This window comes from Antribacter sp. NEAU-D49 (assembly GCF_057158775.1).
This window is the reverse complement of sequence record NZ_JBXTSN010000001.1, coordinates 139,589-160,289: the sequence shown is the minus strand read 5'-3', so window position 1 is coordinate 160,289 and position 20,701 is coordinate 139,589. Positions and strand designations below refer to the sequence as shown.

The window sequence follows — 20,701 nt, the reverse complement described above, 5'->3', positions numbered from 1 at the left end:
CTCCGTCGCTATGTGTGGTCCGCGTCGCGACGCCCGCGGGCAAGCCCATCCTGAAAAGCCGTGAACCGGGAACGGACCTCGTCGAGGTCCCGTATCGCGCGGCCCGGAGCGGCCAGTAGGACGGGCTGGCGACGTGCGCGGGCCGCGAGGCGGGCGGCGAACATCGAGGACAAGCGAGGTAGACGCTGTCGCGCCTCGTCCAGGTCGTCAGGCGGCCAGGGCACTCCACGGACTTCGAGAACGGGACCGTCATCCCCGTTGCCGAACGCTCCCCGCACCTCGGCAGCCTCCCAGTAGTCCTCGTCATCGCCCCCGGTGAGGCGAGTCCACGCGGCGCACGCGCACGACGAGATCGACTCGAACGACAGCACGGACTCCATGTCAGGCAGCGTGCGTGACGCAGCGGCAACGACTTGAGCACACTCCGCAAGAGTGTCTGCGTCCACGATGGCACGCCCGAACGTCTCCCTTCCGAGCAGAATGAGCCCGTCACGGAAGTCCATGAACGTGTCGTCGCTGAGGTAGCCCTCGACGAGATACATCGCCCCGGCCAGGTCATGCGTGTCCGCCTCGGCTGCGAGGCGCTGGGCGATCGCCCCGAACTCAAGCACCTCCTCCGCCGTCAACCGCTCGGCGAGCACGTCGGTCAACGAGCCGGCCATGTCGACGCCCGTCCGCGTGCGCGCCCCGTCGACGAGCGTCCAGAACTTCTCCCGGTCCATGCTGGGAACTCTACGGTTCACTTCGAGGCTGAGACCTACCGCTGGTCGGCGTCGATCGCCGCCCGACGGCGTGCTGACCGGGACCCGACCCTCGTCGTGCGCCCGGCCCGGTACGCCCTGGCTTTCTGGTCGGCGTGGACACCTGCCGCGCCCGACCGGCGGTGCTCGGCCCGCTGGCGCACCGTCCCCGTGTGGGCGCCGGCGCGTCCGGCATGTCCTCGGTCCGCGTGCACACGTTCTCGACGTAGGACCGCAGACCGTCAGCCAGCAAGCGGTGCTTCCGGCCCGAAGAACACCATGACCGCATCCATGCCCAGCCTGATCCTGGGCGACGGCGACTCATCCCAGGGCTCCGCGGCCGCGATCGTCACCGTCCGCCCGGCCGCCCGCAGCCTGATGTAGGCGTGCGGCTCGGCGTCACCGACCAGTCGTGGGCCTACCTCGACGTCCACAGGCTCGCCGATGAGCGGGCGCCAGAGCGGGTGGTCCTGCACAGAGATGCCACGCTCCAGCGCCTCCGCGACCAACGGCGGAGGACCAGCCCACAGGACGACGCCGAACTCCCACTCCGACTGCTCCCACCCGGCAGAGAACTCCGCGCCGTCGGCCGTCCGGAGGGTGAGCCCCATCGTGGGCGTGTGCCCCACCTTGAGGTCCCACTCCTCGACCTCCCGAGAACCGTCGTCACGCTCCCAACCGAGCGGGAAGTAGGTGACCTCTGCGACCCTGCGCCCGGCGAGCCGGGCGGCGACCGATTCCGTCTCGTGCGCCGATCCACGCCGTTCCGGACTCACAGGGACACCCGGCAGTACAGTCGCGCCCCTCGGCCGGTCGCCGAGCGGGCAAGCTCGGCGAGCCGTTCCAGGAAGTCGTCGAGCACGGCCGGGTCAGCCTCGGAGAGCTCCTCGGCGGCACGCATTCGTGCGACGAACACCTCGTCGCCCAGAGCGATCTCCGTGTCGACGGCGGCGATCTCGTCGTACGGGGTGCCCGTGAGACTCTCCTCCAGGGGTGCGAGCATGACCCACGGGTCGGTCCCGGGCGTCTCGTGTCGAGCATCAGCAGGGAGCCCACCGACGCCGCTGGAGCGATGGCTCGCGGCCTCGGCGTCGGAGTCGGCGATGAAGTAGTCCGTAAGAACTCCCATGGGCCTGATCGTGCCACCCGACACCCACACCGGGGTGTGCGGGGGCCGAGCAATCACTCCCTCGGGAAGCTGCCGAGCGGTCCAAGGTCGACGCCGTCGACCTGGGCGGCCGTCTCCCACGCCACGCCGAGGAGCTCCCGCATGGGGACCGCGAGCCGGCTCGTCGCCGCGAGGTCCGCGTGCGCCTCTCTCGACCACAACGGAGGGAAGAAGTTGAGCCCCTGGTCGCCCCGCACCGCCCCGACCTCGGACTCCCAGCCGTCCCAGCGCAGGCCCGAGGTGAAGTCGTCCAGACCTCCGTCGAGCGCCCAGGCCAGCCAGGCCGCATGTCCGGCGCCGAGCGCTTCCCACTGGAGCGTGTCGGGGGCGAGGTAGGTCATCTCGCGGGGCTCCCCGGGACGGCCCGCTCCGGTGGGGTCATCACCGTTGATCACATAGGTGCCGCCGAGGACGTCGTGCGCGACGACGAGCCCGTGCTGCGGCGCCCAGGAGTCCTCCACGGTCTCCGGGAACCCGTTGACAGCCGCGAGACTTGGCAGGCCGGTCGTGTCATCCGGTGCCGGGCTCCCGTACACGCGCAGCCAGCCGTGGTCGATCAGCAACCCGCCTGTGTGGACCACGACCGCGCCGAGGAACGACTCCGTCGACACCTGGAGCTGTTCAAGGGTGTGGCGAGCGACGGACTCGGCCGGTTCGATGAACGCGACCGAGGTGCTGGCCTGTCCCACTCGTCGCTGCAGGTCCGGCCAGGCGGGGTTCCGCGTAGCGGTCAGGTTCTCGTACGCTCTCACCGCCCGATCGTACGGTGGTGGGGCGTCAGGACCGGCCTGCCCCAGAACGGCCGCACGCTAGCATCCAGCCGTGGGCTACTTCGGGACATACCTCTTTACCGACAACAAGTGGCACGAGAGCTCCGCGGGATACGAGTCACCAGCCAGCGCATTTCTATGGTTGGACATCTACGACAGCGATATCACGACGCTGCACTTCGGCCCCGTCGTGCCGCCCGCGACAGGCGTCTGCTACCTCGGCCACGAACCGCGCGAATACTTCGAGCAACCTGATGCGCACAGTCCGGTGGACCGCTGGGCAGAAGCACGGGCGCTCGGATCCTGGGCTCGGGATCTTACTCGAAGCCGTCGACCGGGCCCTCCTATCTGGTTCTATCTCGCCAGTCCGCGGGGGTGGTTCCCGCGTGACGCGTTCGTCGAAGTCACGACGATCCGCCTCCTGCGACGCCTCGGGCTCCCCTTGCCCGATCCGCTCGCCGACCTGGCCGCCGCACGCCGCTGACTGGGGAAGCGCTGCCCTACACCGGCCGATGGTGGTCGACGACGAGACCCAGCGCTACCGCGTCCACCAGGCGGTCGGCGTGGGCCGGTGCGTACGCCAGCCCCCACTGCGCCACACGTCCGACGAAGGCGCTGAGCTTCCCCTCCACATCGGCCATCGCGGCGCGGAGGTCCGCCTCGGTCGTCCGGATCACGCCCGCTGACGGCTCGTCGGCGTCCTGGAGGATCTCGACGACCCCACCGCGCAGCGTGAGACGCCCGTCCGGTGAGTGCCCGAGCCAGCATTCGGTGCCACCGTCCAGGACTCCGTAAACCTCGACGCGCTCGTCGATCGAGGAGCAGCACCCAGGGAGGATCGCCACCCCGGTCGTCGGGTCGGTGAAGCGCAGCCCGCCCATCGCGAGCGGCTGCGTCCCCTCCGGGTCGTACGGGCCCAGGGCTCGCCGCAGGTACGAGTCGACGGAGGGGGCAGGGGCGCCGTCGTCGTCCGTGAAGAACCAGCGCAGGATCTCGTGGACCGCAGACCCCGTCTCCCGGTCGGAGAGCCCGCCATTCAGAGGCTGGTACGTGAGGTCCCGCTGCCCGAGGACCGGCCACAGGTCGAAGTCGTGCTCACCGGCGACCTCGATGACGGGGTCGATCACGAGCCTGGGACCTGCTGCGGAATGCACGCGGGAACCGTCCCATCATGCTCGCTCCCGGTCAACCGAGAAGACCGCCGGCCCCCTTCACGCCCGCCATCGGGCAGGAAGGAAGCTGCTCAGGTGCGTCTCCCCCGCGACGAGCGCCGACGGGCAGCGGACCGTCGGGAGCGAGGACGACGTCGGCCCGCCCACCCCGGGGTAGCCACGAGGCGTCCGGGCTGCTCGCGACGATCTGGCTCACGGGGTGCCGAGAAGCGACGACCTGTCGATGTCCGTGACGAGCAGCGGGTACCGGGCGCCGACGCGGTCCAGGACGGCTGCCGCGTCGCCGGCCCGGGTCGCGGCCGCGTGCTCGTCGGACGTGAGGCCCACCACCTGCAGGAACATGACCCGGCCGTGAGCCGTCGCGATGGCCCCGAGCTCGGGATCGCCCGTGAACGCGAGCGCCCGGACCAGCGAGTCCTCCTCGTCCGCGGCGATGGGCCCATTGGCGTCGATGTAGTGCCCGGGACCGAACCCGTTCCCCGACCCGAACACGTACCGGGCGAGGTTCTGCAGAAGGTTCACGGGCCACACCGGGGCCTCGGTCTCGTCCGCAGCGCGGGCAAGCCGGAAGGTGAGCTCGAAGCCCCACCCGGACGCCTCCGCGTGCTCGGACTCCTTCTCGTACAGCTCGCTGAAACCGTAGGTGACGTAGTGCCAGTGCGGCACCGGTTCGTCGCGCGTGTAGGCGCTCACGCCGTCCAGCGGGTCCGGGCCGCCCAGCCGCCTCGTGAGGAGGGTGGCCCAGTGCTGCGGCGGGGTGTCGCCGTAGACCGGGGCGAGTGCGGCGTCGATCGCTGTCCAGCCGGGAGCCTCATCCATGGTGCGAGACTCTAACAACACCCATAAGGACCAAAGTGCCCTCCAGGCGTGTCCGGTCAGGTCCGTCCCGTCGCCGGCCGCGGGCGTGCCGCCTCTCAGGCGTCGAGGACGAAGAACACGAAGCACAGGAAGGCCGTCCGCTCGCCGCTCGCGATCCGCGGCGGGAGAAGCTCGGACGGCGTCTGAGGAGACGGCGCCGGTTCAGCCAGGACCGAGATTCGGAATCCCGCGGCTGTGAACGTGTCGGTCATCTCGTGCAGCGGCCGGTGCCAGAACGTCAGCGTCCCAGGCTGACCAGCGAACTCGTAGTCCTCGGAGTACTGATATCTCGCGAAGTAGTTCTCCTGCGGGAAGTTGAAGAAGCGCACGAGCGGGTGGTTCACCGACAGGATGAGCCGGCCACCAGGCTTGAGGACGCGCCTGAGCTCGGCCAGCGGGGCACGCCAGTCCTCCAGGTAGTGCAGGACGAGAGAAGCGACGACGTCGTCGAACGTGTCGTCGTCGTACGGCAGTGGCTGCGCGAGGTCCGCGACGACCAACGGGACCTCGTCACCGAGGCGGCGTCGGGCGAGCTCGATCATCGCGGGGCTGCCGTCGAATCCCGTGACGTCGGCGCCACGGTCGCGCAGCTCGGCAGATAGCGGCCCGGACCCGCACCCCGCGTCAAGGATCTTGCGACCGCGCACATCACCCGCGAGGCGAAGCATGGCCGGGCGTTCGTACCAGGCGTTGAGCAGGCTGCCGGCGTTCTCCTCGTCGTAGCTCGTCGCGAACTCGTCGTAATGGTCAGCCTTCATCGGCGCTCCTATCCCCGCGGGTCATGTCCCGCGAGACGCTACCGGCTGGTGCCTGCCTCAGTGGTGGTCAGTACCTCCAAGGAGACAGCATCGGTCGGCGCGGGATAGGTTGATACCCGTCATCCTGCCTGGCCGTCGGTTGCCGAGTACCAGATATCACATCGTCACCGGCCTCAGATATCCATCACATGTGGGTCTGTGAACCAGGCAAGAGACGATCTCGCGCGCAGCGCACCCCCGGGTGAGCCCACGCGCACCTGACAGGAGACAACAGTGGCAACTGGCACCGTGAAGTGGTTCAACGCGGACAAGGGCTTCGGCTTCATCGAGCAGGACGGCGGTGGCCCCGACGTGTTCGCACACTTCAGCAACATCTCCGCCTCGGGCTTCCGCGAACTGCAGGAAGGCCAGAAGGTCACCTTCGACATCACTCAGGGTCCGAAGGGCCCGCAGGCGGAGAACATCGTTCCCTCCTGACATACCGCACGCTGGTCGGCGAGGCTCGTCGGCCAGCGTCTCGCCACCAGCTCGGGTCGGGTCGGCCCGGCGGACTTTCCCCGCGCCGCGGCGGGCGTCAGTCGAGACCGATCACGCTGATCGAAGCCGGGAATCCAGGCAGGACATCACCCGAGCAATCTCTCGGTCCCCTCTGGCTGCTCGCGGATACCGGCAGAGGACACCGACCAGAAGAGGCGTCGCCTCCTCCAGCACCGTGGCGACGGCGTCCGCGCGGCTGAACGGCCCGTCGGCGCGCGTCTCCATGGCGAGCACGCAATGTGCCGGGCCCCGAAGGATGTGGCCGACCTGCGCAGGGTCTGCCAGCGGGTGAAGGTACGCCGAGGCCGCTGCGTCACCCGCAGCCATCGCCGCATGGAAGGCAGCACCTGCGACTTCCTTCGCTGCCCGATGGGCCCCCGGAGACGTGATGCGCTGAGCTCGCGAACGCGGCCCGCCGCGAACGAAATCCTCGGCCGCGACCAGAGCCTGGCGCGGACGATCATCGTGAGGCTGGACCGACTCGAACTCGTCGATGACCAGCAATGCGCACGCCAGGTTGAACGCCGTGACCGCACGAAGGTCGTCGGACGACAAGTCAACGTCTGGAAGCCGCTGGTCAGCAGCGGAGGGGTTCGCGTGGGCGGCCATACTGCCGCATCGTAGCTTTGACGGTGTCCGCCGCCGGCCGTGCGGAAACCCACGGACCGCTCCCGACCACGCACCCCGCGCAACCCCTCCGCCACCTCCCGTCCACCGTCCCCGGATACGATCCCCCGGTGAGCCCCAGTACCACGCCGGCCCCCGACGGCCCCGCGACCAGCGATGAAGCGGTCGGCCTCACCTGGCGCACCGACCACCTCCTCGGCCAGCCGTTCGAGGAAGCCCCGCTCGGCGAGGCCACCCTGGTGCGCTATGCCCCGGCCGACGCGGTGCACCTGGGCGAGCGGCCGGCGTCGGGCAGCAAGGGAGCGGTGCTCCACGTCCACGGCTACAACGACTACTTCTTCCAGGCGCACGTGGCGCGCGCCTTCGCGGAGGCGGGCTACGCCTTCTACGCGGTCGACCAGCGCACCGCGGGCCGGTCGCTCAAGCCCGGGCAGATCCCGCACTACGTCACGGACCTGCGCGACCAGGCGGCCGACATCGCGGCCGCCGCCCGCGCGGTCCGCGCGCTGCAGCGCGGGCCGCTGACGGTACACGCCCACTCCACCGGCGGCCTGACGGCGGCGCTCTGGGCCCACGACCACCGCGCCGACGGCACCGGCCCGGACGCCCTGGTGCTCGAAGGCCCGTTCCTCGACCTGTCCGCGACGTGGTGGCAGCGCACCGTCGGTACGTGGCTGCTCCAGCTGGCCGGCCTGCTCCAGCCGCTCAAGGTCCTGTCGAGCTCGCCGTCGCACTACGCCACCGCCCAGCTCGCGGCCAACGGCGGGCGGTGGGAGTTCGACACCACGCTCAAGCGTCCCGAGGGCGTCCCCGCCCGCCAGGGCTGGATGCGCTCGGCGCGCCGCGGGCACGCCCAGGTGCGGCGCGGCCTGGCGATCTCCTGCCCGGTCCTGGTGGCCTACTCCGCGGAGTCCGGGCCTGACGATCCCACGAACCCCCTGCTCGACGCCCAGGACACCATCCTCGACGTGCGGCAGATCGCCGCCCGCGCCCCGCGCCTCGGGCCCGACGTGACGCAGCTCGTGGTCGAGGGCGCCGTGCACGACCTGACGTTGTCCGCCGACGCGCCCCGGACCGCCTATCTGACCGGCGTGCTGGGCTGGCTGGAGGAAAAGCTGTGACCTACTTCGACGACCAGTTCGCCGCCCTGGCGCACCGCGGCTTCTCGCACGGGAACAAGAACCTCGAGAACTCGCTCGCGGCGTTCGCCGCGGCCGTCGAGCTCGGCTACCGGTACGTGGAGACGGACGCGCACGGGACGTCCGACGGCGTCGCGGTCGCCCTCCACGACGAGTCTCTCGACCGCACCACGGACTCCGCCGGGCTCGTGTCCGAGCTGCCGTGGTCGGTGGTCAAGGAGGCGAAGATCGGCGGGACCGAGCCGGTCCCGCTCCTTGAGGACGTCCTCGGCACGTGGCCGCAGCTCAACGTCAACATCGACGTGAAGGCGGAGTCGGGCATCGCCCCGGTCGCTGACGCGATCGAGCGCACCCGGTCGTGGGACCGCGTCTGCGTCACGTCGTTCTCCGTGGACCGCCGCCTGGCCGCGCTCGCCCGCCTCAGCCGCCCGGTCGCCACGTCGGCCGGGCGGAGCGAGGTGGCGCAGTTCCTCGTCGGCGCTCGCCTGCGGCTCGCGCCCCTCGCGCGCCGCGGGCTCCGCCACGTCGACGCGCTGCAGGTCCCGGTGACGGACCCCCTCCCGGCCGGGCTCGGCACGCTCACGGTGGTCGACGACGTCACGGTCGCCCGGGCGCACCGCGCCGGCAAGAAGGTGCACGTCTGGACCATCAACGAGCCCGAGGAGATGCGCCGGCTGATCGACCTCGGTGTGGACGGCATCGTGACGGACCGCGCCGACCTCCTGCGCGAGGTGCTGGTGGAACGCGGCCTCTGGGGCTGAGGCCCGCTCGGGCCGGGACCGCCCCCGCGGTCAGTCGCTGCCGCCGCTGCTCCCGCCGGAGTCACCGCCTCCGCTGCTGCCGCTGTCGCCGCCCCAGCCGCCTCCGCCGTCCCACCCTGAGGAACCGGTCGAACCCGACCAGCCCGGGTCACTCCCCCAGGTGCTGCCACCCTGCCAGCCGTCGTCGACGAGGTCACGTCCCGCACCGTTCGACCAGGCGTCTCCCGAGCCCTCCTTGCTGGACCGGCCGGGATCGCGATCGTCGAGATGCGCCGGGACGAGGGCCGCTGAACCGGTGGCGCCCCAGGCTGCGGAGTCCGACCCACCCGGGTCCGACGGCTCGCCCGCCCGCTGCGCCACGGGCCTTCCCTGCTTCGACGTGAACGCCCAGTGGACTCCGCCGTCGGCTGAGGTGAGTCGGGCGGGGCCGTGCACCTTGGTGCCGGCGAAGAGGTCCACCGTGACCGGCCCGACCGGGAGGGCGCGCGCTGCGCCGTCGTCGACGAAGAGGAGGTGCACGTACCGGGCCCCGCCGTCCCCCCGGACAACGACCGTGCGCATCTCCCTGCGGGAGACGGTCCGCTGCTGCTGCACCACGTGGCCCTGGAGGGTCGTGGTGGGCCGGCCGTCGGCGGCGCGGCCCCACAGCCTCCACGACGTGACGGAACGGACCGTGCCGCGGGCGACCAGCCAGAGCACCACGACGGAGGCCGCGATCGCTCCCAGGCCGATGTCAGCGAAGCCGTCCGTCAGCTGGTAGACGACCGGGACGAACGCCGCGGCGAACGCCCAGAGCACGATCACCGAGGAGAGCCCCTTGCGGCCGACCCGCCGAGCCGCTCGGAAGGCCGTCGTCGCGGGGCCGGCAAGGAAAGCGTCAGATCTGGTCACGCGGGGAAGCGTAATGCCCGGACCGCCCGGTTCATACAGTTCGGCTGCCCATCGCCCGGAGACTCCACCCGCGACGTGGGCGAACAGCCTGCGCCGAGACCGTCATCCCATCCGACCAAGGCACTATCTCGGCGAACGCCCTCGGCCGAGACAGTCAGTCCGTCGGACGGAGTGACTGTCTCGGCCGAGGCAGGGCGACGCCGTGTCGTCAGGTCAGCTGCACGTCACCGACGGCGGCACGGACGGCGCGGCGCCCGTCCCCGTGAAGCCGTAGGTCGTCGACTGGCCCGCGCCCAGGTTCCCGTTCCACGACACGTTGCGCACGGTGTGGGTGGTGCCCGACGTCGTCAGCGTCCCGCTCCAGAGCTGGTTGATCGCCGTGCCGGAGGGCAGGGTGAACGCCGTGGTCCAGCCCGTCCGCGCGGAACCGGCGGTCACGACGACCTCACCCTGGAACCCGCCCGACCACGCGTTGACGATCCGGAAGGTGGCGGTGCACGCGCCCGGGACCGGCGTCGGGGTGGGGGTCGGCGTCGGCGTCGGCGTCGGGGTGGGCGTCGGGGTCGGAGTGGGCGTGGGAATTGGCGACGGGTTCGGCGACGTGCCGTCGAGCCCGAGGAACGAGATGGCGCGCGTCACCATGCCGGACTTCGGCAGGTCGTGGGCCGAGGTCCTGTCACTGATCGCCTCGACCGGTGCCGTGGCTGCCGCGGTGCCGTACCGGGTGCGCGTCCAGCCGGAGACGGGCGAGTCGGTGAGCGCAGGCGTCTGGCTCACACCGTGGAGATTTGTCCACTGCTTGACCGCCTCGGCGAGGTTGTTGTGGTGCAGCGTCGTGTCGTTGAGACCGTGCCAGAGCTGCATGCGCGGGTACGGGCCGGTGTAGCCCGGGTACATCGCGCGAGCGGCGTTGCCCCACTCGGCCGCGGTCTTCGAGATCTGCCCGCCCGAGCACTGGCTGTTCCAGGTGTTCGACGCGCTGCCGGTCGCGAAGCACGTGGCCGGCACGCCCATGAACGACACCGCGCCCTTGAACACGTCGGGGTACTGCGCCGCGAGGACGTTCGTCATCATCGCGCCCGACGACGCGCCTGTGACGAAGATGCGTCCAGAATCCACGTTGTACTGCTGCCGCGCGTGGCTCACCATCGACATGATCGAGACAGGGTCGCTGCCGCCGCCCCGCTGGAGGGCTTGGGGCGACCAGACGTCGAAGCAGCTGCCGCTCCGCGTCGCCTCGGGGAACACGATGACGTAGCCGTAACGGTCGGCGGCCTGGACGTACTCGCGTGCTCCCCCGCTGAAGAACGCCGAGGCCGACCCCGTGCAGTAGTGCACCGCCACGAGGAGCGCCGGGTTGGGCGACACGTTGTCGGGCACGTAGACGTGCATGTTGAGGTTGCTCGGGTTGTTCCCGAAGCTGGTCACACGCGTCAGCGATGCCGCCGCCGCGGGCTGGGCGCTCACGGTGGCCACGGTGAACGCCGCAGTCAGGCCCAGGACGGGCACGCAGAGCGCGGCGGTCAGGGCGGCGACCCAGCGCCGCGCACGGGTACGAGAGCTGCGCGGACGTCCTGCGTCCGCCGGGTCGGTTCTCAGCATCGAGACCCTCCAGTCCAGTCGAGCGGCCCTCCCTGGGCCGGCCCCAGCATCGGGCACGGACCCGCCGGACAACAGGGACTTAAACGTTTTCGGACGGGAGGAGCCGCGTGAGGGCCCACCCTGGGCAGCGACGCCGGGCTCAGCCCAGCGTCAGCTGGACCGGTGTGCCCGGCCCACGCGTCGGCGGCTCCTTGGCCACCTCGGCGTACGCGGCGACGAGCAGCGCCGGGTCAGGGCCCTCGAGCCGCGTGGGCTGCGCCACGTCGTCGAGCACCACGAACCGCAGCAGGTCTCCGCGCGACTTCTTGTCGCGGCGCATCGCCGACAGCAGCTGGTCCCACTTGTCGCCGCGGTACGAGACCGGCAGGCCGAGGGAGGTGAGGATCGCGCGGTGCCGGTCCACGACGTCGTCGGGCAGCTTGCCCGCCAGCCGGGCGAGCTCCGCCGCGAAGACCATGCCGACGCTCACCGCGGCACCGTGCCGCCACTGGTACCGCTCCGTGAGCTCGATGGCATGACCGAGCGTGTGGCCGTAGTTGAGGATCTCGCGGAGGCCGGCCTCCTTGAGGTCCTCCCCCACCACCGCGGCCTTGACCCGGACGGACCGCTCGATGAGCTCCGCGAGCACGGCCCAGGTGTCGGGCGCCGCGTCGGCGCCTGCCCAGCCGCGCAGGGCGTCGGCGTGCTCCTCCACCAGCTCGAGGATGCGCGGGTCGGCGATGAACCCCGTCTTGACCACCTCGGCGAGGCCCGCGACGAGGTCCCACTTGTCGAGCGACTCGAGCGACGCGAGGTCGCACAGCACCCCGGCGGGCGGGTGGAACGCGCCGACGAGGTTCTTGCCCTCGGCCGTGTTGATCCCCGTCTTGCCGCCCACGGCCGCGTCGACCATGGCGAGCAGGGTGGTGGGCACCTGCACCACGCGGATGCCGCGGAGCCAGGTCGCGGCCACGAAGCCCGCGAGGTCGGTGGTGGCGCCCCCGCCCACGCCCACGATCGCGTCGGTCCGCGTGAAGTCGAGCTGCCCCAGCAGACCCCAGAGGAACGCGGCAACCTGCGCCGTCTTCGCCTCCTCGGCGTCCGGCACCTCCGCCACGTACGCGTCGTAGCCGGACCGGCGCAGGTCTTCCTGCAGCACGTCGGCAGTGGCCGACAGCGCTGCCGGGTGGATCACGAGCACCTTGCGGGCGTCCGGCCCGATGAGGGCGGGCAGCTCGCCGAGCAGGTGGCGGCCCACGACGACGTCGTAGGGGGCGGCGCCCTGGACGGTGATACGGGCGGCGTCGGTCACGGGTTCTCCTTGGTCAGGGCGTCGGCGATCTCCTGCGCCACCTGCTGCGGCGGGCGGTCGTCGCTCACGACGTGCAGCGTGGCGAGCCGCTCGTAGGTGGGACGACGCTCCTGCATGAGCGCCTGCCAGCGGGCCCGGGGGTTGCCGAGCAGCAGCGGCCGGGCCTGGTTGAGCCCCACGCGGGGCGCCGCGACGGCGAGCGTGACGTCGAGGAAGACGACGGCACCACCCGCGCGCGCGTAGGCGTCGAGGGCCTCCTGCGTACGGGGGTCCATCGGCGCGCCGCCGCCCAGGGCGAGCACGCCGTCGTGCAGCGCCAGCGCGGTCGTCACGGCGTCGCGCTCCAGGTCGCGGAACCGCGGCTCGCCCTCGTCCACGAAGATGTCGGTCACGGGCTTGCCCGCGGTCTGCTCCACGTCGGCGTCCGTGTCGCGGAAGCTCCGGCCGAGCAGCCCGGCGAGCGCCCGCCCGACCGTCGTCTTGCCCGACCCTGGCGGCCCCATCAGCACCGCGACCGGGCCGGTGCGGGCACCCTGCGGTTCACTCACCGCAGCAGCTCCGGCACGGACGCCAGGTAGGCCTCGGCGTTGCGCCGCACCTCGGCCACCGAGTCGCCGCCGAACTTCTCGAGCGCGGCCTCGGCGAGCACGAGCGCGACCATCGCCTCGGCGACCACCGCCGCCGGCGGCACCGCGCACACGTCGGAACGCTGGTGGTGGGCGGTCACCGGCTCGCCGGTGGCCACGTCGACGGTGGGCAGCGCGCGCGGGACCGTCGAGATGGGCTTCATGGCCGCACGCACGCGCACGACCTCGCCGTTCGACATGCCGCCCTCCACGCCGCCGGCGCGGTTGGTGGTGCGCACGAGCCTGCCGTCGCCCGGCACGATCTCGTCGTGGGCCTGCGAGCCGCGGCGGCGGGCGGTGCGGAAGCCGTCGCCCACCTCGACCCCCTTGATGGCCTGGATGCCCATGAGCGCGCCGGCGAGCCGCGCGTCGAGGCGCCGGTCGCCCTGGACGTAGGAACCGAGGCCCGACGGCACGCCGTAGGCCAGCACCTCCACCACACCGCCGAGCGTGTCGCCGTCCTTGTGCGCCAGGTCGATCTCCTCGACCATCTGCGCGGACGACTCGGGCACGTAGCACCGCACGGGGTCGGCGTCGAGCAGGGCAAGGTCGTCGGGCGAGGGCACGGGCGCACCCTCGGGCACCTCCACCTCGCCGATGGCGACCACGTGGGAGACGAGCCGGACATCGAGCGCCTGCTCCAGGAACTTCGCGGCGACGACGCCGAGCGCGACCCGGGCGGCGGTCTCGCGGGCGGAGGCGCGCTCCAGCACCGGACGGGCGTCGTCGAAGCCGTACTTGCGCATGCCGACGAGGTCGGCGTGGCCCGGGCGGGGCCGCGTCAGCGGGCGGTTGCGGGCGACCTCACGGGCGTCGCCCGTCCCGGCGTCGACCAGCAGCGCCTCGGGCGGGACCGGGTCGGCGGACATGACGTCCACCCACTTGGGCCACTCGGAGTTGCCGATCTCGATCGCGAGCGGGCCGCCCTGGGTCAGGCCGTGCCGCAGGCCGCCGAGAACACGCACCTCGTCCTTCTCGAAGCTCATCCGGGCCCCGCGGCCGTAACCGAGGCGGCGGCGCGCGAGCGCCTCCTGGATGTCGGCCGTCACGAGGCCGACGCCCGCGGGCAGACCCTCCATGAGGGCCACGAGGGCAGGACCGTGCGACTCACCCGACGTCAACCAGCGCAGCATGAGCCGATTCTTTCACGCGGTCAGCGCGGCAGGTGTCGGCTGTCCACAGGTCGGGTCAGCCCAGCGCGGCCGAGAGCGCCGCGTCCATCGCGGCGAGCGGCGCGGCGCGCCCGGTCATCAGGCGCACCTGCTCCGCGGCCTGGTGCAGCAGCATGCGCTCCCCTCCGACGACCGCCCCTCCCGCCGACGCCCACGCCCCGGACAGCGCGGTGGGCCGGGGGTCGTAGACGACGTCGAGCAGCACCCCGTGGGGGCGCACGCCCTTGTCGGTGAGCGCCTGGGCCCAGGGGTCGGCGGCGTGCTTGGGCATGGTGGAGACGACGACGTCGGCGCCGGCCAGGGCGGTGACCGTCGCCTCGTCCTGGAGCACCTCGAAGACGGGGCTCACGCCCATGCGGCCGACGGCGGCCTGGAGCGGCGCGATGCGGTCGAGCGAGCGCACGAGCACACGGGGGGTGGCGCAGCCGAGCTCGGCGAGCGCCGCAAGGGCCGACGCGGCGGTGGCGCCGCCGCCGAGCACGACCGCCGTGGCGGCGCGCCTGCTGCCCAGCTCTTCGCGCAGCGCGGCGACGAGCCCGTGCACGTCGGTGTTGGCGCCGGTCAGGGTCACACCGCACCGGGCGGGCGAGAGCAGCACGGTGTTCACCGCGCCCACCGCCTCGGCGAGCGGCTCGACGTGGTCGAGCAAGGGGAAGACGACCTGCTTGAGGGGCATGGTGAGGCTCAGGCCGGCCCAGCCGAGGTCGACGTCGGTCAGGAAGCCTTCGAGCTGGTCCTCGCTGACGTCGATCGCGGTGTACTGCCAGCCCTCGAGCCCGAGGGCGGTGTAGGCGGCGCGGTGGAGGGTGGGCGAGAGCGAGTGCGCGACGGGGTGCCCCAGCACGGCGGCACGGCGGACGGCGGCCATCAGTACCCGTTCTCCGCGGCCCAGGCCTGGTACTCGGACTTGAACGTCTCGAACTCCTCGACCTTGTCGGTGAACTTGGTCTCCTGCGTCTCGAGGTTCACGGTGACGTAGTAGATCCACGGGCCCGCGGGCGGGTTGAGGACGGCTTCGATCGACGCCCGGCTCGGCGAGCCGATGGCCGTGGGCGGCAGCCCGTCCATGCGGCGCGAGTTGAAGGGCCGGCTGGTGGTGTCGGCGAGCTCTTCCCGGGTCATCTCGTGCGCGGGCTTGCCGGCGTAGTACGACTCGATGGCGTCCATGCCGAGCACCTCGCCCGTGGCGAGCCGGTTCTCGATGACACGGGCCACCTGGCCCCGGTAGTCGTCGGGTGCCTCCCGCTCGACGATCGACGCCTTGATGAGGAGCGCCTGCCTCTGGTCGGCGGGGATGCCCAGCTCGGTCAGCTCGGTCACGGTGCTGGTGACCATCTGCGTGAGCACCTCGGCGGCGGACGCGGTGTCCGGCTTCGCCTCGTAGGTGTTGGGGTAGAGCCATCCTTCGAGGTTGCCGCCCGCCTCGGGCGGCAGGCCGAGCGCGGCGGGGTCGGCCAGCGCGGCCTCCACGTCGGCCTGCGGCCAGCCCTGGCCGATCATGCGCTCCTTGACCTGGGCCACCGTGAAGCCCTCGGGTACGAGGAGCCCGGCGCGGTCCACGTCGTTCAGGGTGAGCGTCTCGACGGCCTCTGCCGCGCTCATCTCCTGCCGGAGCAGGTGCGTGCCGGCCTGGATGGTGCTCGACCGCGGGTTCTCCTCGAAGGCACGGACGAACGCCTCGACGCTCGCGACGACACCCGCCTCGGCCAGGACCCGGCCCATGTCCCAGCCGCCGGCGCCCTTCGGGATCTCGACGGCTACCTCGGCGGTGCCGGGTCCCTCGTAGTCCTCGGGCGCCAGGGGCGTCTCCCAGCCGAAGAGGAACCCGCCGCTGCGCCAGACCTCGTACGCGGCCCCGCCGCCGGCGACCGCCAGGACGAGGAGGACGACCAGGAGCGTCGCGACCCTGCGGCGCCGCTTGCGACGCTTCGCCGCCTTACGGTCCCGGGAGCTTCCCCCCGAGGGGCCTCCGCTCGCGTGGCGGGGTGGCCCGCTCGACACGGTCGGTTCGCTCAACAGGTCGGTCACCCGCGGTTGCCTCGCAGTCTCGTCGTCGAAGAGGTCGTGATGTCACGGCCCCGGCCCTCCCGGGCCGGGACCGTCGCCGGGTCAGCCGCCGTTGGCGGCTTCCCAGGCCCGGAGCTCTTCGACGTTCTTGTTGTGCTCCTGGATCGTCTCGGCGAACTTGGTCTCCCCCGTGTCGAGGTTGACCGCCACCCAGAAGACCCAGTCCCCCGGCTCGGGGTTCAGCACGGCGTCCACCGAGGACGTTCCAGGGCTCGCGATCGGCGTCGGCGGGAGGCCCAGGTGGACGTACAGCGCGTACGGGTTGTTCGGGTCGTGGTTGTCCTCGTAGGTCAGCTCCGTACCCGGCTTGCCCAGCCCGTACGCGGTCGACGCGTCGATGTCGAGCGTCATGCCGCGCTCGAGCCGGTTCTCGATCGCCCGGGCCATCTTGGGCCGGTCCTCGGCGAACTTGGCCTCGCGCTCCACGAGCGACGCCTTGGTCAGCACGGCCTGCCACTGGTCCTGCGGCACCCCGCGCTCCGTGAGGGACGCGACGGTCTGCTGGACCATCTGCGAGAGCAGCGTCGCCGGCGTGTCGCTCGGCACCACGTAGTAGGTGCTCGGGGCGAGCCAGCCCTCGGCCTTGCCGCCCGCCTCGGCGGGCAGACCGAACGACGCCGGGTCGGCGAGCGCGGCGTCGAAGGCCGCACGGTCCATGCCGGCCACCTCGACGGCCCGGTCCACGATCTGCGTGACCGTGTACCCCTCGGGGATCGTGAGCTTGAGCTCGACCTTCTCGTTCTTCGCGAGGAGCGCGACGGCGTCGGCGGCACTCATCTCCGTGAGCATGACGTGGGTGCCCGCCTGGATCAGCTGGGCGTTCGGGTTGGCCTCGTACGCGTCGACGAAGGCCCCGACGCTCGCCACCACCCCGGCCTCGTACAGGGCCTGGCCCATGGCCTCGCCCGTCGAGCCCTGCGCGATCTCGACCTGCACCTGCTCACCACCGCCGGTGCCCGGATAGTCCTTGGCCTCCAGCGGCGACACGAACCCGAAGAGGTCGGTCTCCCGGGACACGAACCAGCCCGCGCCGGCGACGACCGCCACGGCCACCAGGAGGACGAGGAGCGTGCGTACCTGGCGCTGCCGCTTACGGCGGCGCGCCGCCTTACGGTCACGTCCGTTGCCGGACCGGGACCGGGTCGCGGCCCTGGTCGTACCGGTCGGTGGCAGGGTGGACGCGGTAAACAGGTCCGTCACCGCAGTCGCCTCACAGTCTCGTGGTCGTCTGGTCAGGTCATCCGTGCGTGTCGTGCACGGCTGCCTCGACGAGCTCGCCGGCTCGCTCACCGCTCGCACGTTCCGCGTCGAGTGCAGATTGCAGAATGATAACGGCTGCTGCCTGATCGATCACCGACCGGTGCTTCCGTCCCTTGCGTCCCGAAGCGTACAGCGCCTGATGAGCGCTCACCGTCGTCATGCGTTCGTCGACCAGGCGCACCTCTGCCTGCTCCCCGGCGGCGCCCAGCGCGGCGACCAGACGGGCCGCGAAAGCCCTCGCGTCAGCCGTGGCCGCGCCCTCCGCACCGGACAGGTGACGGGGCAGCCCCACATAGACGACGGCCGCGAACCGCTCGGCTGCCTCTTCCACGATACGCCTGACGTCAGCGGTGACAAGGGTGCCCGACGCCGGGGGCGCACCTTCGCGCCCTGCCGCACGGACGCCGTCGGGCACCTCGGGCACACGCGGCACCGTCTCCACCGGGGTGGCCACGAGGCCGTCGGGGTCGCTCGCGGCGAGCCCGATGCGGGCCTTGCCGACGTCGACCGCCAGGCGGGCTCCCCGTGGGAGCCCGCCCGGTTCGAGCGGGGTGCGGCTCATCAGCCGACGGCCACCAGGCGCACGGCCTCGGCGACCCCCGCGAGGGCGGCGGGGAGGGCCGACGTGTCGGTACCGCCACCCTGGGCGAGGTCCGGCTTGCCGCCGCCACCGCCACCGAGCACGCCTGCGGCGCCCTTGGCCAGGTCCCCGGCCTTGTAGCCCTTCTCGCGAGCCGAGGCGTTCGTGGCCACGACCACCACGGGGCGTCCGCCCGCCACGCCGCCGGCGGCGACCACCACGGGCTCCGCCTCGCCGAGGCGGCCGCGCACGTCGAGCACGAGGGCGCGCAGGTCGTCGGACTGGGCCTCGCCGGCGTCGTGGGTCACGACGCGCACGTCGCCCACGCGGGGGGCGTTCGCGGCCAGCGCACCGGCCGTGGCGAGGAGCTGTGCCTGACGCACCGCGGCGAGCTCCTTCTCGGTCTCCTTGAGGCGGCCGAGCAGCGAGCCGACCCGGTCGACGAGCTCGTCGGGCCGCGCACCGAGCAGACCCTGGAGCTGGCCCACGAGGGCGTGCTCCTTGGCCTGGAACCCGTACGCGCCGTCGCCGACGAGTGCGTCGACCCGGCGCACGCCGGAGCCGATGGACGACTCGCCGAGCAGCGTGACGCGGCCCAGCTCGCCGGTCAGCCGCACGTGCGTGCCGGCGCAGAGCTCGCGCGACCAGTCGCCGCCGATCGAGACCACGCGCACCACGTCGCCGTACTTCTCGCCGAACAGGGCCATGGCGCCCAGCGCCTTGGCCTCCGAGATCGGCATGAGCTGGTCGGTGACCTCGAGGTTGTCGGCGAGGCGCACGTTGACGCGCTCCTCGATCTCCTGCAGGGCGCCGGACGGGACGGCCGACGGCGAGCGGAAGTCGAAGCGGATGCGGCTCGGCGCGTTCTCCGAGCCCGCCTGCGTGCGGTCGGGGCCCACGAGCTCGTGCAGCGCCTTGTGGATCATGTGCGTGGCGCTGTGGGCGCGCGAGATGGCCTTGCGCCGCTCGGTGTCGATCTGCGCGGTGCCCGGGTCGCCCAGCGCCACGGTGCCCTCGGTGAGGCGGCCGCGGTGCACGGACAGGCCCTTGATCGGCCGCTGCACGTCGTCCACCTCGATGACGGCACCGCCGTCGAGCGTGATGGTGCCGTGGTCGGCGAGCTGGCCGCCGGCCTCGGCGTAGAACGGGGTGCGGTCGAGCACGACCTCGACGTCGGCCGGGGCCGTGGCCGCCGGCGCCGGGACGCCGTCGACGAGCAGGCCGGCGACCCGGACCGAGGCGTCGCGCTGGGTGTAGCCGAGGAACTCGACCGGGGCCGCGAGCTCCTTGCTCACCGCCTCGTAGGCGCCGACGTCGGCCCCGCCCTGGCGCTTGGCCAGCGCGTCAGCGCGAGCACGCGTGCGCTGCTCCTGCATGAGCTCGCGGAACGACTTCTCGTCCACCTGCACGCCCTGCTCGGCAGCCATCTCGAGGGTCAGGTCGATCGGGAAGCCGTACGTGTCGTGCAGCGCGAAGGCCTTGTCGCCGCCCAGCACGGGGGTGCCGGAGGCCTTGGCCTCCTTCACGGCCGAGTCCAGGATCGTCGTGCCCGACGCGAGCGTGCGGCGGAACGCCTCCTCCTCGGCGTACGCCACGGCGGAGATGCGCTCGAAGTCGGTCGCGAGGTGCGGGTACGACGGCGACATCGCGTCGCGCGACACCGGCAGCAGGGTCGGCAGCGAGACGTCCTCGACGCCGAGCAGGCGCATGGCCCGCACGGAGCGGCGCAGCAGGCGGCGCAGCACGTACCCGCGCCCCTCGTTGGACGGCCGCACGCCGTCACCGATGATCATGAGGGCCGAGCGGACGTGGTCGGCGACGACGCGCATGCGCACGTCGTCGTCCGTGTCCGCACCGTACGTCTTGCCCGACAGCGCGGCCGCGGCGTCGATGACGGGACGGACCTCGTCGATCTCGTACATGTTGTCGACGCCCTGCAGCAGGAACGCGACGCGCTCCAGGCCCATGCCGGTGTCGATGTTCTTCGCGGGCAGCTCACCGGTGATGGTGAACTCCTCCTTGGACTTCACGTCCTCGAGGGCGTACTGCATGAACACGAGGTTCCAGATCTCGATGTACCGGTCCTCGTCGGCCGCGGGGCCGCCGTCGGCCCCGTACTCCGGGCCACGGTCGTAGAAGATCTCCGAGCAGGGGCCGCCCGGACCGGGCTGGCCCGTGTGCCAGTAGTTCGTCTTCCTGCCCATGCGCTGGATGCGCTCGTCCGGCAGGCCCGCGATCTGCTTCCAGAGGCCGACGGCCTCCTCGTCGGTCTCGTAGACCGTCACCCACAGCAGATCGGGGTCGATCCCGAGCTTGCCCTCGTCGCGGGAGCCCGTGAGGAAGTCCCACGCGTAGGTGATCGCCCCCTCCTTGAAGTAGTCCCCGAAGGAGAAGTTGCCGTTCATCTGGAAGAACGTGCCGTGGCGGGTGGTCTTGCCGACCTCCTCGATGTCGAGGGTGCGCACGCACTTCTGCACGCTCGTGGCGCGCTGCCACGGCGGGGTCTGCTCCGCCGTCATGTACGGGATGAACGGAACCATGCCGGCGATGGTGAACAGCGTCGACGGGTCCGGCGAGATCAGGGACGCCGACGGCACCACCGCGTGACCCTGGGCGGCGAAGTAGTCGAGCCAACGCTTGCGGATCTCGGCGGTACGCATGGGGATGCTGGTCCTTTGGGTG

22 protein-coding genes are annotated in these 20,701 nt (G+C 71.9%); 4 read left to right on the top strand and 18 right to left on the bottom strand.

The genetic code is table 11. The features are described from left to right. Window positions 1–8: 8 nt before the first annotated feature. The 4 genes from AC060K_RS00720 to AC060K_RS00705 form a co-directional block, all read right to left on the bottom strand. The gene (locus AC060K_RS00720) at window positions 9–722 is read right to left on the bottom strand and encodes a DUF4240 domain-containing protein (protein ID WP_483763523.1); all 714 of its coding nucleotides are present in this window, start codon (window positions 720–722) and stop codon (window positions 9–11) included. 260 nt (window positions 723–982) lie between these two features. Next, on the bottom strand, window positions 983–1,516 hold the full coding sequence (locus AC060K_RS00715) for a hypothetical protein (protein ID WP_483763522.1): 534 nt from the start codon (window positions 1,514–1,516) through the stop codon (window positions 983–985). Continuing rightward, the gene (locus AC060K_RS00710; RefSeq protein WP_483763521.1) at window positions 1,513–1,869 is read right to left on the bottom strand and encodes a hypothetical protein; all 357 of its coding nucleotides are present in this window, start codon (window positions 1,867–1,869) and stop codon (window positions 1,513–1,515) included. The genes AC060K_RS00715 and AC060K_RS00710 overlap by 4 nt, the downstream gene beginning before the upstream one ends. 53 nt (window positions 1,870–1,922) lie before the next feature. After that, on the bottom strand, window positions 1,923–2,660 hold the full coding sequence (locus AC060K_RS00705; RefSeq protein WP_483763520.1) for a DUF2625 family protein: 738 nt from the start codon (window positions 2,658–2,660) through the stop codon (window positions 1,923–1,925). A 70-nt stretch (window positions 2,661–2,730) separates the two neighbouring features. Here AC060K_RS00705 and AC060K_RS00700 point away from each other — a divergent pair, with 70 nt between their 5' ends. After that, window positions 2,731–3,162, top strand: coding sequence for a hypothetical protein (locus AC060K_RS00700; RefSeq protein WP_483763519.1), 432 nt, complete (start codon window positions 2,731–2,733; stop codon window positions 3,160–3,162). 16 nt (window positions 3,163–3,178) lie between these two features. On the opposite strand, the gene AC060K_RS00695 is transcribed toward AC060K_RS00700, so the two are convergent. From AC060K_RS00695 to AC060K_RS00685, 3 genes are all read right to left on the bottom strand, one after another. Further along, window positions 3,179–3,832, bottom strand: a complete 654-nt coding sequence (locus tag AC060K_RS00695) for a hypothetical protein (protein WP_483763518.1) — start codon at window positions 3,830–3,832, stop codon at window positions 3,179–3,181. Window positions 3,833–4,042: 210 nt separating this feature from the next. Next, a complete protein-coding gene (locus AC060K_RS00690) occupies window positions 4,043–4,669 on the bottom strand; it encodes a suppressor of fused domain protein (protein WP_483763517.1) in 627 nt (208 codons plus the stop codon). Between the two features lie 95 nt (window positions 4,670–4,764). Continuing rightward, window positions 4,765–5,466 carry a class I SAM-dependent methyltransferase gene (locus AC060K_RS00685; RefSeq protein WP_483763516.1) on the bottom strand — a complete coding sequence of 234 codons (702 nt, stop codon included), beginning with the start codon at window positions 5,464–5,466 and terminating at the stop codon, window positions 4,765–4,767. A gap of 273 nt (window positions 5,467–5,739) precedes the next feature. On the opposite strand from AC060K_RS00685, the gene AC060K_RS00680 reads away from it, so the two are divergent. Next, window positions 5,740–5,943 (top strand): cold-shock protein, encoded by a 204-nt coding sequence (locus AC060K_RS00680; protein WP_483763515.1) that lies wholly within the window; start codon window positions 5,740–5,742, stop codon window positions 5,941–5,943. Between the two features lie 111 nt (window positions 5,944–6,054). Here the strand turns inward: AC060K_RS00680 and AC060K_RS00675 are convergent, their stop codons facing one another. After that, on the bottom strand, window positions 6,055–6,612 hold the full coding sequence (locus AC060K_RS00675; RefSeq protein ID WP_483763514.1) for a putative immunity protein: 558 nt from the start codon (window positions 6,610–6,612) through the stop codon (window positions 6,055–6,057). 128 nt (window positions 6,613–6,740) lie between these two features. Between AC060K_RS00675 and AC060K_RS00670 the strand changes: the two genes are divergently transcribed. Both AC060K_RS00670 and AC060K_RS00665 read left to right on the top strand, forming a co-directional pair. Continuing rightward, window positions 6,741–7,751 (top strand): alpha/beta fold hydrolase, encoded by a 1,011-nt coding sequence (locus tag AC060K_RS00670; RefSeq protein WP_483763513.1) that lies wholly within the window; start codon window positions 6,741–6,743, stop codon window positions 7,749–7,751. Continuing rightward, window positions 7,748–8,530: a glycerophosphodiester phosphodiesterase family protein gene (locus tag AC060K_RS00665; RefSeq protein WP_483763512.1), complete on the top strand. Its 783-nt coding sequence runs from the start codon at window positions 7,748–7,750 to the stop codon at window positions 8,528–8,530. The genes AC060K_RS00670 and AC060K_RS00665 overlap by 4 nt, the downstream gene beginning before the upstream one ends. A 30-nt stretch (window positions 8,531–8,560) precedes the next feature. On the opposite strand, the gene AC060K_RS00660 is transcribed toward AC060K_RS00665, so the two are convergent. From AC060K_RS00660 to alaS, 10 genes are all read right to left on the bottom strand, one after another. Further along, window positions 8,561–9,421, bottom strand: coding sequence for a hypothetical protein (locus tag AC060K_RS00660; RefSeq protein ID WP_483763511.1), 861 nt, complete (start codon window positions 9,419–9,421; stop codon window positions 8,561–8,563). A 213-nt stretch (window positions 9,422–9,634) separates the two neighbouring features. Continuing rightward, window positions 9,635–11,023, bottom strand: coding sequence for an extracellular catalytic domain type 1 short-chain-length polyhydroxyalkanoate depolymerase (locus tag AC060K_RS00655; protein WP_483763510.1), 1,389 nt, complete (start codon window positions 11,021–11,023; stop codon window positions 9,635–9,637). A gap of 139 nt (window positions 11,024–11,162) precedes the next feature. Continuing rightward, the gene (gene aroB, locus AC060K_RS00650; RefSeq protein ID WP_483763509.1) at window positions 11,163–12,314 is read right to left on the bottom strand and encodes a 3-dehydroquinate synthase; all 1,152 of its coding nucleotides are present in this window, start codon (window positions 12,312–12,314) and stop codon (window positions 11,163–11,165) included. Continuing rightward, window positions 12,311–12,817: a shikimate kinase gene (locus AC060K_RS00645; RefSeq protein WP_483763720.1), complete on the bottom strand. Its 507-nt coding sequence runs from the start codon at window positions 12,815–12,817 to the stop codon at window positions 12,311–12,313. Before AC060K_RS00645 ends, aroB begins: the two co-directional genes overlap by 4 nt. Before the next feature lie 41 nt (window positions 12,818–12,858). Beyond that, a complete protein-coding gene (gene aroC / locus AC060K_RS00640) occupies window positions 12,859–14,073 on the bottom strand; it encodes a chorismate synthase (protein ID WP_483763508.1) in 1,215 nt (404 codons plus the stop codon). A 55-nt stretch (window positions 14,074–14,128) separates the two neighbouring features. After that, a complete protein-coding gene (locus AC060K_RS00635; protein WP_483763507.1) occupies window positions 14,129–14,980 on the bottom strand; it encodes a shikimate dehydrogenase in 852 nt (283 codons plus the stop codon). Continuing rightward, window positions 14,980–16,140, bottom strand: a complete 1,161-nt coding sequence (locus tag AC060K_RS00630; protein WP_483763506.1) for an endolytic transglycosylase MltG — start codon at window positions 16,138–16,140, stop codon at window positions 14,980–14,982. Before AC060K_RS00630 ends, AC060K_RS00635 begins: the two co-directional genes overlap by 1 nt. An 81-nt stretch (window positions 16,141–16,221) precedes the next feature. After that, window positions 16,222–17,379 (bottom strand): endolytic transglycosylase MltG, encoded by a 1,158-nt coding sequence (gene mltG / locus AC060K_RS00625; protein WP_483763505.1) that lies wholly within the window; start codon window positions 17,377–17,379, stop codon window positions 16,222–16,224. Between the two features lie 37 nt (window positions 17,380–17,416). Further along, the gene (gene ruvX, locus AC060K_RS00620) at window positions 17,417–18,001 is read right to left on the bottom strand and encodes a Holliday junction resolvase RuvX (protein WP_483763504.1); all 585 of its coding nucleotides are present in this window, start codon (window positions 17,999–18,001) and stop codon (window positions 17,417–17,419) included. After that, window positions 18,001–20,679 carry an alanine--tRNA ligase gene (gene alaS / locus AC060K_RS00615; protein ID WP_483763503.1) on the bottom strand — a complete coding sequence of 893 codons (2,679 nt, stop codon included), beginning with the start codon at window positions 20,677–20,679 and terminating at the stop codon, window positions 18,001–18,003. The genes ruvX and alaS overlap by 1 nt, the downstream gene beginning before the upstream one ends. Window positions 20,680–20,701: the final 22 nt, after the last annotated feature.